Raw genomic sequence first — 12,924 nt, 5'->3', positions numbered from 1 at the left:
CCCGCGCGGGCCGGCGGCCCCCATTTGCAAACGCAAGGAACGGAGATCGAGATGGTCGCGCTCAACACCCCCGTCTGCGACTTCGGACGCCCCGCCCCCGACTTCAGCCTGCCCGACACCGAGGGGCGCATCGTCTCGCTGGCCGACATCCGCGGCCCGCGCGGCACGCTGGTCATGTTCATCTGCAACCACTGCCCCTATGTGAAGTCGATCGCGCACAAGCTGGTGCGCGATGCGCGCGATCTGGCCGAGCTGGGCGTGAGCACGGTCGCCATCTGCTCGAACGACGCCGAGACCTACCCCGAGGACAGCTTCGAGAAGATGGGCGAGTTCGCCCGCGCCCACGGCTTCCCCTTCCCCTATCTGCACGACGCGACGCAGGAGGTGGCGCGCGCCTACGGCGCCGTCTGCACGCCCGACTTCTTCGGCTACAACGCGGATCTCGAGCTGCAGTATCGCGGGCGCCTCGACGCCGCCGGCCGCGAGCGGCGCGACGACCTGCCGCGCGAGCTTTACGAGGCCATGAAGCAGGTCGCCCTGACGGGCCGCGGACCGGCCGAGCAGACGCCCTCGATCGGCTGCTCGATCAAGTGGCGCGCGGCGTGAGCGCGCCGCGCCTGATCTGCGACCTGGACGGCACGCTGATCGACAGCGCCGCCAGCCTGTGCGCGGCGGGCAACGCCCTTCTGGCCGAGCTGGGCCGCCCGCCGGTGACGGTCGAGACCTACAAGACCTTCATCGGCAAGGGCATGGACGTTCAGGTCGAGCGGCTTCTGGCCCATTCGGGCGGCGCGCCCGAGGCCGGGCTCGAGGCCTGCCGGCGCCGCTTTCGCGAGCTTTACGACCCCACCGCGCACAGCCGCGCCTATCCGGGCGCGGTCGCGGCGCTGCGCCGGCTGGCGGCCGAGGGCTGGCGGATCGGGGTTTGCACCCAGAAGCCGCAGGCCCCGGCCTGGCGCGTGCTGCGGGCGCTGGGCTTCGACATGATCGAATCCCTCGCCGGCGGCGATTCGGTTCCCGGCGCGCTCAAGCCCGATCCGCGCATGCTGGCCGCAGCGGCGGCGCCGCTGGGCGACGGGCCGGCCGTCTATGTCGGCGACAGCGAGACCGACGCCGAGACCGCCCGCGCCGGCGACATGCCCTTCCTGCTGTTTCTCGGCGGCTATCGCCACGGCCCGGCCGAGGCCATGCGCCCCGCCGCCGTCTTCGCCCATCACGACGCGCTGCCCGCGCTGGCGCGCGCGGCGGCGGGGCTGGCCCCGGGCGCCGGGGCGGCATGAGCGCGCGGCTCTTCATCGACGCCGACGCCTGCCCCGTGCGGGCCGAGGCGCTGCGCGTGGCGGCGCGCCGGGGCGTCGAGGTCTTCGTCGTCTCGAACGGCGGCATCCGCCCCGACCCCGACCCGCGCGTGCGCACGGTGATCGTCGCGCCCGAGGCCGACGCCGCCGATCGCTGGATCGCCGAGCGCATCGGCCCGGGCGATGTGTGCGTGACCTCGGACATTCCGCTGGCGGCGCGCTGCCTCGAGGCCGGCGCGCGCGCCCTGCGCCCGGACGGCGCGGCCTTCACCCCCGCCAACATCGGCGCGCAGCTGGCCATGCGCGACCTTGCCGCCGACCTGCGCGCCGCCGACCCGCTGCGCGCCGGGCGCGGCCCCAGACCCTTTTCGAAAGCCGACCGCTCGCGCTTTCTGGACGCGCTGGACCGCGAGCTGACCGCGGCCGCGCGCCAGGCCCGCGACGCGCCCGCATGACGCCCACATGACGCCCACATGACGGAGGCCGACATGGAGACCCTGAGCGAAAGCCTGTGCTTCGGCGGCGTGCAGCGCGTTCTGCGTCACGCCAGCGCCGCCACGGGCACGGACATGACCTTCTCGCTCTACACGCCGCCGCGCGCCGGGGCGGGCCCGACCCCGTGCGTGATCTTCCTGGCGGGGCTGACCTGCACGCACGAGAACGCCACCGTCAAGGCCGGCTTCCAGCGCGTCGCCGCCGAGCTGGGGCTGGCCGTGGTCTGCCCCGACACCTCTCCGCGCGGCGAGGACGCGCCCGATTCCCCCGCCTATGACCTGGGCCAGGGCGCGGGCTTTTACGTGGACGCGACGCAGCCGCCCTGGGATCGGAACTTTCGCATGTTCACCTACGTCGCCGAAGAGCTGCCCGCCCTGCTGCGCGATTCGTTCGGCCTTGGGGCGCTGGGGCTGACGGGCCACTCGATGGGCGGCCACGGCGCGCTGACCATCGCCATGCGCCGGCCCGAGACCTTCGAGTCGCTTTCCGCCTTTGCGCCCATCGTCTCGCCCATGAACTGCCCCTGGGGGCGAAAGGCCTTCTCGGCCTATCTGGGCGAGGACCGCGCACTGTGGGCGCGGCACGACGCCTGCGCGCTGGTGCGCGAGCTTGGCTGGAAGGGCGAGATCCTGGTCGACCAGGGCACGGCCGACCCCTTCCTCGAGGACCAGCTCAAGACCGCGCTGTTCGAGCAGGCCTGCGCCGAGGCCGGGCAGAGGGCGCGGATTCGCATGCAGGCGGGCTACGACCACAGCTATTTCTTCATCGCCACCTTCATCGAGGACCATCTGCGCCACCACGCCGCCGCCCTGCGCTGAGGGCGGCGGCGGCAGGGCGCATGTCCTGATTTATCGGCGATGCAGCATGTTCTTCTTCTGATTGCATTGCGCCGCAGCACGATCCGCCCCGCGAAACGGCAAGGGCTCTGACCCAACGTCACGTATGCGCAAGCCGCAAAACGGGTTTGCCGCAACGGCGATTGCGACCTTCCGCGAACGTAAGCATATTGCAGCGCAACAAGGACGCCGCGCCCGCAACCGGACGCCCCGCCCGAACGCCGGCCTCCGCAGCGGAGACCGGCGAGCAAGCAGAAAGGAACACGGTCATGGCTCACGTCGCCAACAACGCCCCCGCCGTCGGGGCCTCGCTCGCCTCGCTCGTCCGCGCCAAGGCCGAGGAGCTGGCCGCCCGCTACGCCAAGTGGCGCCTGTATCGCCGCACGCTGCGCGAGCTGTCGGCGCTCGACAACCGCGACCTGGCCGATCTGGGCCTGAGCCGCGCCTCGCTGCGCTCGGTGGCCTGGCACGCGGTCTACGACAACTGAACGCCATTCCCGCGTCGCCGGCCCCTCCCTCCGGCGAAACGGGTTTAGCGCGCGCCCTGTCCTCCTCCCCGGGGCGCAGCGCGATCAGCCGCGCGGGGGCCGTCCTCCTCCCCGGTCTCCTGCGCGACGGCGACGGCGCCTGCGGCAAGCTCCGCAGGCGCCGTTCTGCTTTCCAGCTCGGCGCTCTCGAAGGCCAGCATGGCGCGCTTGACCGACAGGCCCCAGCGATAGCCGCCCAGCTCGCCCGACTTGCGCAGCGCGCGATGGCACGGCACCAGCCAGCTGACCGGATTGCGCCCGACCGCGTTGCCCACGGCGCGCGCCGCGCCCGGCCGCCCCACCGCGCGCGCGATATCGGAATAGGTGGTCACATGCCCCGCCGGCACGGCCAGCAGCGCCTCCCACACCTTGATCTGGAACGGCGCCCCGATCAGGTGCACGCGCGCCTCGCCGCGCATGCCGAAGGCCGCTTCGACCCAATGGCGCAAGGGCGCGGGGTCATGCACGAAGCGCGCCGCGGGCCAGCGCGCGCGCATGTCGCGCACGGCCTCGTCGCGGCCCAGCTCGGCGGCGAAGGCCATGCCGCACAGGCCGCGTTCGGTCGCCATGGCCAGCGTCGGCCCGAAGGGGCCGTCGAACCAGCCCCAGCGAATGGTCAGACCTTCGCCCCCGGCGGCGTATTCGCCGGGGGTCATCGCCTCCCACCGCACGAACAGGTCGTGCAGCCGCCCCGGCCCCGACAGCCCGCTCTCCAGCGCCGCATCCAGCACCGAGCGGCGCTCGCGCAGCAGCCGGCGCGCGTGCTCGAGCGTCAGGAACTGCATGTAGCGCTTGGGGCTGACGCCCACATGGCGCGTGAACAGGCGGTGGAAATGGGCCGGGCTCAGCCCCATGCGCCGCGCAAGCTCGTCCAGCGAGGGCTGCTCGGCGCGCGTCTCCTCGATCAGGCGCAGCGCCTGCGCGGCCAGCCGGTGGCGGAAGCGGTCGCGCTCGGAGGCGGGCCAGTCGGCCTCATGCGCGGGTTCGGGCGGGGAATCGGTCGCGATGGGCGATGCGGTCATGGCTGGATCCTCCTGCCTGCGGATATGCCAGCCGGCGCGCCCGCCGCGCCACCCGAATCTTGCCCGCGCGCGCCTTGCGCCGGGGGGCGGCTCGGTGCATTGTCCGCCGCGTCATGACCGGCCAGCTCGACTACAGATCCATCAAGGAAGCGTTCCGCCGCTTCAAGCTTCACCGCCCCGAGCCCAAGGGCGAGCTCGAGCACGTCAACGCCTTCACCCTTCTGGTCGCCGTGGCGCTGTCGGCGCAGGCGACCGACAAGGGCGTGAACAAGGCCACGCGCCGCCTGTTCGAGATCGCCGACACCCCGCGCAAGATGCTGGAGCTGGGCGAAGAGGGGCTGATCGAGCACATCAAGACCATCGGCCTGTTCCGCAGCAAGGCCCGCAACGTCATCGCCCTGTCGCGCCGCCTGATCGAGGAGTTCGACGGCGAGGTGCCTTCCTCGCGCGCGGCGCTGGCCAGCCTGCCGGGCGTGGGACGCAAGACGGCGAACGTGGTGCTGAACATGTGGTTCCGCGTGCCCGCCATGGCGGTGGACACGCATGTGTTCCGCGTCGCCAACCGCACCGGCATGGCGCCGGGCAAGGACGTGCTGGCGGTCGAGCGCGCGCTCGAGGACGTGGTGCCGGCCGAATACGCGCTGCACGCCCATCATTGGCTCATTCTGCACGGCCGCTATGTGTGCAAGGCCCGCAAGCCCGATTGCGGCGCCTGCCTGATCCGCGATCTGTGCCTGTTCGAGGAGAAGACCGCATGACGGCCAAGACCTATGACGTGGTCGGCGTCGGCAACGCGATGGTCGACGTGCTGGCCCGCGTCACCGACGCCTTCCTGGCCGAGAACGGCGTGCGCAAGGGCGTGATGCAGCTGGTGGACGCGGCGCGCGCGCTCGAGCTTTACGACCGCATGGGGCCCGCGCAGGAGGTGTCGGGCGGCTCGGCGGCCAACACCATCGCCGGGCTGGGGATGCTGGGCGCGCGCACGGCCTATGTGGGCAAGGTCAAGGACGACCAGCTGGGCGCGATCTTCGCGCATGACATCCGCGCGCTGGGGGTGGATTTCGACACGCCGCGCGCGCCGCGCACGCTCGAGGGCGACGAGACGGGCCGCTGCATGGTGCTGATCACCCCCGACGGCGAGCGCACGATGAACACCTATCTGGGGGTCTCGGCCACGCTCTCGCCCGAGGACATCGACCCCGCGCTCATGGCCGATGCGCGCTGGATCTATCTCGAGGGCTACCGCTTCGACGGTCCCGACGGGCAGGCCGCCTTCGCCAAGGCGATCGCAGCGGCCAAGGCGGCGGGCGGCAAGGTGGCGCTGACGCTGTCCGACCCCTTTTGCGTCGAGCGCCACCGCGACGCCTTCCGCCGCATGGCGCGCGAAGAGGTGGACCTGCTGTTCGCCAACGAGCACGAGCTGATCTCGCTCTACCAGTCCGCGACGCTGGACGACGCCATCGAGGCGGCGCGCGCCGAGATCCCCATGACCGCCGTCACCATCGGCCCCGCCGGCGCCTATGTCGTGGCCGGCGCGCGCACGGTTCACGCCCCCGCCGCGCCGATGGAGCGCGTGGACGCCACCGGCGCGGGCGACCTGTTCGCGGCGGGGTTCCTCTATGGCCTGACGCGCGGGCGCGACCTGCTGACCTGCGGGACGATGGGCTGCGTGTGCGCGGGCGAGGTGATCTCGCATATCGGCGCGCGGCCGCAGACCGACCTGCGCCAGCTCTTCGACCGCTTCGGCCTGGGCTGAACGCCGCCGCCCCGAGCCAGGCCCGAGCCCGCCCCGAGCCAGGCCCGCCAAGGCCGCCCCCCGACGCCGCCGCGCCGACGCCGCCGGCCGGACCGGCGCTCGAGCCCGCCTCGGCCTTGCGGCTGATCGGCGCGCCGGATCTGCGCCGGCTCGACGGACCGTCCAAGGCCGACGGACCGGCCGAATTCGCCATGGACGCCAAGGTTCCGGGCATGGTCTGGGCCGCGATGCTGCGCCCGCCGCGCCCGCATCCGGGCCGCCCGCAACGCCGATCGCCCGGCCCCGGCGGCCGCCCGGCGCTCACCCCCCGCCGGCGAAGCCGCGCAGCGCCCGCGCCACCAGCGCCCGCGCGCGCGGCGGGGGAAGGGCGGCGAAGGGCAGCGGGCGGCAGACCTCGATCGCCGCGGCGCCCACGCGCGCGGTCAGCGCCCCGTTCACCAGCCCCTCGCCGAAGCGGCGCGACAGGCGCGCCAGCGCGCCGCCGCCCAGCACCGGCCCGAGCAGATCGTCGCCCACGGCCACCGCCCCGGTGGCGATCAGGTGGCCCGCCACCGCCCGCAGCAACCGCCACGAGCCGACCGCGCCCGCGCGCCCGCCATAGATGAAGGCCACGCGCCGGATCATGCGCAGGTTCAGCGCCAGCGCCGCCAGCACGTCGATCAGCGGCGCGGGGGCCAGCGCGGTTGCGGCGGCGACCTGGCGGGCCGCGGCCTCGACGGCGGCGCGCGCCTCGGCGTCGAGCCGCGCCATGTATTCGCGCTCGGCCAGGGCCAGAAGCCCCTCGGCGTCAAGCTCGTCGTGCTGGCGCTCGGCCATGCGGGCGCGCGCCCAGTCAAGATCGGCGCGCCCGGCGTAAAGGCGCTCGAGCCCCGCCGCCGCGGCGCGCGCCGCCGACAGCTCGCGCCGCGCCAGCGCCTCGGCCGCCGTCGCGCGCAGGCGCTCGACCCGGCGCAGACGCGCCAGCGCCGCCAGCTCGCGCGCGGCGATCCCCGCCAGCGCCAGCGCCGCCAGCGCCAGCAGCGCGTCGGCCGCCCAGCCCAGCGCCGGGTGCAGCTGCATGAGCCGCCCGGCCAGCTCCCACGCCCAGGCGCCCAGCGCCAGCGCCGCAAAGCCGCCGGCGCCCGCCCAGAACATGCGCCCGAGCCACCCGCCGCGCCGCGCGGCGAAGCGGGCCGCGCGCGCGCCGGCGCCCTCGCCGCCGGCCCCGGGGCCCGCCGCGCCGGCTTCGGCGGCGTCGGGCGAGGGCGCCTCGGCCGGCGAGGGGGCGGGCGCGGCCAGGGCCGGGTCGCCCTCCTCGATCAGGATCGGACCCTGGCGGGGGGCGGGGGGCGCATCGGGCGCGTCGGGGCGGCTCATGACAGCTTGTCTCCCAAAAGGAACTCGGCGGCCGCATCAAGGCGCAGATGCGGCGGACCGTCGCCCGGCGCCAGCCGCAGGCGCGGCGGGGCGAAATCCATGGCGCGGAAGTCGCCCTCGGGCCAACGCTCGGCGCCCAGCGCGTCGAGAAAGCGGCGCGGATCCTCGGGCAGATCGCCCGGATGCAGCGCCGCCTCGCGCCCGGTGGCCGCAAGCCTGCCGCGCACGCAATGCAGGACGCGGCCGTCGCGGCGCACGTCCTGCTCGACCGTGGCGCGCAGGCTGGCAAGCGCCATGGCCTCGACCCGCGCGCCCTTGAACGCCGCGCGCTCGCGCGAGCGGCGCAGCAGCTCGGCCGTCAGCGCCGCCAGGCGGTCATGCTGGGTGTGGTGGACATGGTCGGCCTTGGCGGCGGCGAACAGGATGCGGTCGACGCGCCGGCCGATGATCGGCGCCAGCCACGAATTCTCGCCCGGGCGGAAGGCGTCGAGCACCGCGGTCATGGACGCGCGCAGATCGGCCACCGCCTGCGGCCCGGCGCCGAGCGCCGACAGCACGTCCACCAGCACCACCTGCCGGTCGATGCGCGCGAAATGATCGCGGAAGAAGGGGCGCACCACGGCGCGCTTGTAGGCCTCGAAGCGCTTGGCCATCTCGGCGCGCAACCCGCCGCGGCGCTCGGCGCGCGGCAGCGGCGAGAAGGTCAGCGCCGGCGAGCCGGCCAGATCGCCGGGCATCAGGAAACGCCCCGGCGTCAGCCCCGACAGCCCCGCCCGGCGGCACGCCTCGAGATAGGCGGCGAAGGCCTCGGCCAGCGCGCGCGCCGGACCCTCGTCCCACGGGCCGGCGGGATCGACCGCGCCCAGACGCGCCAGCCAGGGCGCGGCGTGCAGGGCGCGGGCGGGGGCGCGGGCCTCGGCCAGGGCGCGCTCGGACCAGTCGTCGTAGCTCAGATCCAGCAGCGCAAGGTCCAGCAGCCACTCGCCGGGGTAATCCACGATGTCCAGATGCACCACGCGCGGCCCGGCCAGACCGGCCAGCCACCCCTCGGGGCGCAGGCGCAGCGACAGGCGCAGCTGGCTGACCGCGCGGGTCGATTCGGGCCAGCGCGGCTCGGGCGCCAGCAGCGCGCCCAGATGGGTTTCGAAATCGAAGCGCGGCGCCGCGCGGTCGGGCTGCGGGCGCAGCTGGGCCGCCTCGATGCGCCCCTGGGCGGCGGCGCGCAGGCGCGGCATCCGGCCCCGGTCCAGCAGGTTCGCCACCAGCGAGGTGATGAACACCGTCTTCCCCGCGCGCGACAGCCCCGTCACGCCCAGCCGCACCGTCGGCTCGAACAGCGCCGCCGCGCCGTCCTGCGCCGTCTCGACCAGCCGCGCGACCTCGTCCGCAATGTCCGCGATGCCCACGCCCGCTCCCGCCTTGTTCCTCGTCCGTCGATATAGGCGCCCCGCCGCGCGGGCGCGAGGCCTTGCCTTTTGTCGCCGATCGCGGCACGAGGCGCCATGCCTCGCTACAAGCTGACCATAGAGTATCACGGCGGCCCCTTCTCGGGCTGGCAGCGGCAGGAGGACCGGCCCTCGGTGCAGGGCGCGCTCGAGGCCGCGCTGGCGCGCATCGATCCGGCCGCGCCGACGGCGACGGGGGCCGGGCGCACCGATGCGGGGGTGCACGCCACCGGGCAGGTCGCCCATTGCGACCTGTCGCGCGAATGGGACCCGTTCCGCCTGGCCGAGGCCCTCAACTGGCATCTCAAGCCCGCGCCCGTGGCGGTGACCGCCGCCGCGCCCGCGCCCGACGATTTCCACGCGCGCTTCGACGCGATCGAGCGGCGCTATCTTTACCGCGTGATCTGCCGCCGCGCGCCGCTGACCATCGAGCGCGGGCTGGCCTGGCGCGTGCCCGCGGCGCTGGACGTCGAGGCCATGCGCCGCGCCGCCGCCCATCTGGTGGGCCGGCACGACTTCACCACCTTCCGCTCGTCCATCTGCCAGGCGAAATCGCCCGTGCGCACGCTGGACGCGCTCGAGATCGAGCAGCTGGGCGACGAGATCCGCTTTCATGTGCGCGCGCGCTCGTTCCTGCACAACCAGGTGCGCAGCTTCGTCGGCACGCTCGAGCGCGTGGGCGCGGGCAAGTGGCCGCCCGAGCGCGTGGCCCGGGCGCTGGCCGCGCGCGACCGCGCGCAATGCGGTCCGGTGGCGCCGCCCGACGGGCTCTATCTGGTGCAGGTGCGCTACCCGGACGGGCTCTGATCGCGCGCGATCACGATTGCGCGAGGAGCGCCCCGCGCCCCGTCACATTTCCGAGTTTTTTTGTCGATAAGCTTGCGGCCAGGGTGATCCGATCGCCATGTAGGGGCGTATCGCCATCACACGCCGGAAATCCGTCCGGCAAAGACGGGAAGGAGCACATCATGGCCACGAGCATCCCCGAAGGCGCCGGCATCGGCCGCGCCGCCATGTCGGCCGAGCTCCTCGACGCCGAGACCGAGCAGGAGCTGGCCCGCCGCTGGCGCGACAAGCGCGACGAGCGCGCGCTGCACCGGCTGGTCACCGCCTACATGCGGCTGGCGGTGTCGATGGCGGCCAAGTATCGGCGCTACGGCGCCTCGCTCAACGATCTGACGCAAGAGGCGGCCGTGGGGCTGATGAAGGCGGCCGAGAAGTTCGACCCCGACCGCGGCGTGCGCTTCTCGACCTACGCCGCGTGGTGGGTCAAGGCCTCGATCCAGGACTATGTGATGCGCAACTGGTCGCTGGTGCGCACGGGCTCGACCTCGGCGCAGAAGTCGCTCTTCTTCAACATGCGCCGCGTGCGCGCCCAGGTCGAGCGCGAGGCCTGGCAGGGCGACGAGCCCCTGGCCGGCGACCAGATCCGCGAGCGCATCGCGCAGGATCTGGGCCTGTCGCTGCGCGACGTCGAGATGATGGAGGGCCGGCTTGCGGGCTCGGACTTCTCGCTCAACGCCCTGCAGTCGGGCGAAGAGGGACGCGAATGGGTCGAGACGCTTGAGGACGAAGGCCCCCAGGCCGACGAGATCGTCGGCCGCCGGCGCGACCTGGCCGCCGCGCGCGCCTGGATCCGCGACGCGATGGGCGCGTTGACCGAGCGCGAGCAGCTGATCATCGCGGCGCGCAAGCTGCGCGATCCGGCCCGCACGCTGGAAAGCCTGGGCGCCGAGCTGAACCTGTCGAAGGAGCGGGTGCGCCAGCTCGAGGCGCAGGCGCTGCGCAAGATGCGCCAGCGCATGGAGGAATCGGTGGGCCCCGAGGCGCGCGAGCTGGTCGCCGCCCTCTGACGCCCGCCCCCGCGCCCCCCGGCGCCCGACATGCGAAACGCCCGCCGGAGTCCTTCCGGCGGGCGTTCTCGTTGCGGCGTTCGGCGAGGCGGGCCGGCGGCGCGCGCCGGCCCCCGCGGCGCTCAGGCCGCCTTCTTCGCCGCGTCGAAGCGGCCGTAGAAGGTCTCGCCCTTCGCGGCCAGCTCCTTGAGCAGCGCCGGCGGCGCGAAGCGCGGGCCGTGGCGGGCGGCGAGGTCCTCGCAGATCTCGACCACCTTCGCCGGGCCGGTCATGTCGATCCAGCTGAACGGGCCGCCCGACCAGGGCGCGAAGCCCCAGCCCAGGATGGCGCCCACGTCGCCCTCGCGGATGTCCATGAGCACCCCTTCCTCGAAGGCGCGCACGGCCTCGAGCACCTGGGCCAGCATGAGGCGGTTCTGCACCTCGGTCTTCGAGGGCTGATCCTTGCGCACGGGGAACAGCTCGCGCAGGCCGGGCCAGATGCGCAGGCGCTTGCCCTTCTCGTCATACTCGTAGAAGCCGGCCTTGGCCTTGCGCCCCAGACGGCCCAGCTCGTAGAGCTTCTGGATGACGGCGTCGCCGGGGTTGTCGGGATAGGCGTCGCCCAGCGCCGCCTTGGTGGCGTTCATGATCTTCACCGCCAGGTCGATCGAGGTCTCGTCGCCCAGCTGCAGCGGCCCCAGCGGCATGCCCATCTGGCGCGCCGAGTTCTCGATCAGCGCCGGCTCGACGCCCTCGGCCACCATGCGGTTGGCCTCGGCGCCGTAGGGGATGATGCAGCGGTTGGCGTAGAAGAAGCGCGCATCGTTGACCACGATCGGCGTCTTGCGGATCTGGCGCACGAAGTCCAGCGCCTTGGCCACGGCCTCGTCGCCGGTCTGCTTGCCCTTGATGATCTCGACCAGCGCCATCTTGTGCACCGGCGAGAAGAAGTGGATGCCGATGAAACGCTCGGGCCGCTTCGAGGCCTTCGCCAGCTCGGTGATCGGCAGGGTCGAGGTGTTCGAGGCGAAGATCGCGTCCTCGGGAATGACGGCCTCGGCCTTGGCGGTGACGTCGGCCTTCACGCCCATGTCCTCGAACACCGCCTCGATCACCAGGTCGCAGCCCTCGAGCCGGGCGTAGTCCGGCGTGGCCACGACGCGGCCCAGCACCTCGGCCTTCTGGGCCTCGGTCACCTTGCGCTTCTTGACCCCCTCGTCCAGCAGGCCGGCGATGGTGGCCAGGCCCCGGTCGGCGGCCTCCTGGTCGCGGTCCATGAGCACCACCTCGATGCCGGCGCGCGCGGCGACGAAGGCGATGCCCGCGCCCATCATGCCCGCGCCCAGAACGCCCAGCTTACGCACGCGCATGTCGGGCACGCCGGCCGGCCGCACGGCGCCCTTCTCGAGCGCCTCCTTGTTGATGAACAGCGAGCGGATCATCGCCTCGGAGGACGGGTTCATCAGCACCTTGGTGAACCAGCGCGCCTCGATCTTGAGCGCGGTGTCGAAGGGCACCAGCATGCCCTCGTAGACCGCCGCCAGCAGCGCCTGCGCCGCGGGATAGACGCCCTGCGTGCGCGCGTGGATCATCGCCGAGGCGCCGACGAAGGTCTGGAAGCCCGCCGGGTGATAGGGCGCGCCGCCCGGGATCTTGTAGCCCTTCTTGTCCCAGGGCTTGACGACGTCGTCGGGGCCGGCGTTCAGCACCCACTCCTTCGCGCGGGCCAGCAGCTGGTCGGCGGGAACGACCTCGTCGACGACGCCGGCGGCCTTGGCCTTGGCCGGCGCCAGCATCTTGCCCTCGAGCAGCAGCGGGGCCGCGGCCATGGCGCCCAGCATCCACGCAAGGCGCGTCGTGCCGCCGCCGCCGGGGAAGATGCCGACCAGGATCTCGGGCAGGCCGATCTTGGCCTTGGGGTTGTCGGCGGCGATGCGCCGGTGGCAGGCCAGGCCGATCTCGAGCCCGATGCCCGCGGCCGTGCCGGGGCAGGCCCAGACCACGGGCTTGCCGCCCTTCATGGTCTTGCGGTCGGCGCCGCCCAGCTCGATCTTGCGCAAGAGCTCGTGCATGCGCATCGTGCCCTCGAACAGCCCGCGCGCGGGGTCGTCGCCGGCCTGGCGCTTCATGCCGGCCAGGATGTTCAGGTCCATGCCGCCGGCGAAGTCGGGCTTGGCCGAGGTGATGATCAGGCCCTTGACCGCCGGATCGCCCAGCGCCTTGTCCACGCCCGCGTTCAGGCTTTCCAGCCCCTCGAGCGTCATGACGTTCATGGACTTGCCCGGCAGGTCCCAGGTCAGGGTGGCGACGCCGTCGGCGTCAACGTCGTATTTGAAGATGTCGGTCATGTCGGT

13 protein-coding genes are annotated in these 12,924 nt (G+C 73.4%); 9 read left to right on the top strand and 4 right to left on the bottom strand.

The window, feature by feature from the left end; all coding sequences use genetic code 11:
• Positions 1–51 precede the first annotated feature (51 nt).
• The 5 genes from LY05_RS03890 (at position 52) to LY05_RS03870 (ending at position 3,117) form a co-directional block, all read left to right on the top strand.
• Positions 52–606 carry a thioredoxin family protein gene (locus LY05_RS03890; protein ID WP_072746835.1) on the top strand — a complete coding sequence of 185 codons (555 nt, stop codon included), beginning with the start codon at positions 52–54 and terminating at the stop codon, positions 604–606.
• Positions 603–1,280 carry an HAD-IA family hydrolase gene (locus tag LY05_RS03885; protein WP_170258806.1) on the top strand — a complete coding sequence of 226 codons (678 nt, stop codon included), beginning with the start codon at positions 603–605 and terminating at the stop codon, positions 1,278–1,280. Before LY05_RS03890 ends, LY05_RS03885 begins: the two co-directional genes overlap by 4 nt.
• On the top strand, positions 1,277–1,753 hold the full coding sequence (locus tag LY05_RS03880; RefSeq protein ID WP_072746836.1) for a YaiI/YqxD family protein: 477 nt from the start codon (positions 1,277–1,279) through the stop codon (positions 1,751–1,753). Before LY05_RS03885 ends, LY05_RS03880 begins: the two co-directional genes overlap by 4 nt.
• A 33-nt stretch (positions 1,754–1,786) precedes the next feature.
• Complete coding sequence (fghA, locus tag LY05_RS03875) at positions 1,787–2,611, top strand: S-formylglutathione hydrolase (RefSeq protein ID WP_177174469.1); 825 nt, start codon at positions 1,787–1,789, stop codon at positions 2,609–2,611.
• A 287-nt stretch (positions 2,612–2,898) separates the two neighbouring features.
• A complete protein-coding gene (locus tag LY05_RS03870; protein ID WP_072746838.1) occupies positions 2,899–3,117 on the top strand; it encodes a DUF1127 domain-containing protein in 219 nt (72 codons plus the stop codon).
• A gap of 44 nt (positions 3,118–3,161) precedes the next feature.
• Here LY05_RS03870 and LY05_RS03865 read toward each other — a convergent pair whose 3' ends face one another.
• Entirely contained in the window at positions 3,162–4,178 is a 1,017-nt protein-coding gene (locus LY05_RS03865; RefSeq protein WP_148922165.1) for a bifunctional helix-turn-helix domain-containing protein/methylated-DNA--[protein]-cysteine S-methyltransferase, read from the bottom strand.
• 113 nt (positions 4,179–4,291) lie between these two features.
• Here LY05_RS03865 and nth point away from each other — a divergent pair, with 113 nt between their 5' ends.
• A complete protein-coding gene (gene nth, locus LY05_RS03860) occupies positions 4,292–4,936 on the top strand; it encodes an endonuclease III (RefSeq protein WP_072746840.1) in 645 nt (214 codons plus the stop codon).
• Positions 4,933–5,934, top strand: a complete 1,002-nt coding sequence (locus LY05_RS03855; protein ID WP_148922164.1) for an adenosine kinase — start codon at positions 4,933–4,935, stop codon at positions 5,932–5,934. Before nth ends, LY05_RS03855 begins: the two co-directional genes overlap by 4 nt.
• A 300-nt stretch (positions 5,935–6,234) precedes the next feature.
• Here the strand turns inward: LY05_RS03855 and LY05_RS03850 are convergent, their stop codons facing one another.
• Positions 6,235–7,290: a YcjF family protein gene (locus tag LY05_RS03850; RefSeq protein WP_148922163.1), complete on the bottom strand. Its 1,056-nt coding sequence runs from the start codon at positions 7,288–7,290 to the stop codon at positions 6,235–6,237.
• Positions 7,287–8,696, bottom strand: coding sequence for a YcjX family GTP-binding protein (locus tag LY05_RS03845; RefSeq protein WP_148922162.1), 1,410 nt, complete (start codon positions 8,694–8,696; stop codon positions 7,287–7,289). Before LY05_RS03845 ends, LY05_RS03850 begins: the two co-directional genes overlap by 4 nt.
• Positions 8,697–8,792: 96 nt before the next feature.
• Between LY05_RS03845 and truA the strand changes: the two genes are divergently transcribed.
• Positions 8,793–9,542 carry a tRNA pseudouridine(38-40) synthase TruA gene (gene truA, locus LY05_RS03840; RefSeq protein ID WP_148922161.1) on the top strand — a complete coding sequence of 250 codons (750 nt, stop codon included), beginning with the start codon at positions 8,793–8,795 and terminating at the stop codon, positions 9,540–9,542.
• A 161-nt stretch (positions 9,543–9,703) separates the two neighbouring features.
• Positions 9,704–10,588 carry an RNA polymerase factor sigma-32 gene (locus LY05_RS03835; protein ID WP_245728422.1) on the top strand — a complete coding sequence of 295 codons (885 nt, stop codon included), beginning with the start codon at positions 9,704–9,706 and terminating at the stop codon, positions 10,586–10,588.
• Between the two features lie 122 nt (positions 10,589–10,710).
• Here LY05_RS03835 and LY05_RS03830 read toward each other — a convergent pair whose 3' ends face one another.
• Positions 10,711–12,918 (bottom strand): 3-hydroxyacyl-CoA dehydrogenase NAD-binding domain-containing protein, encoded by a 2,208-nt coding sequence (locus LY05_RS03830; RefSeq protein WP_148922160.1) that lies wholly within the window; start codon positions 12,916–12,918, stop codon positions 10,711–10,713.
• Positions 12,919–12,924 lie beyond the last annotated feature (6 nt).

It is taken from the genome of Oceanicella actignis (assembly GCF_008124525.1).
GTDB lineage: Bacteria > Pseudomonadota > Alphaproteobacteria > Rhodobacterales > Rhodobacteraceae > Oceanicella > Oceanicella actignis.
Note: the sequence above shows the minus strand (reverse complement) of the source record. Positions and strands in the feature narration are given on the sequence as shown.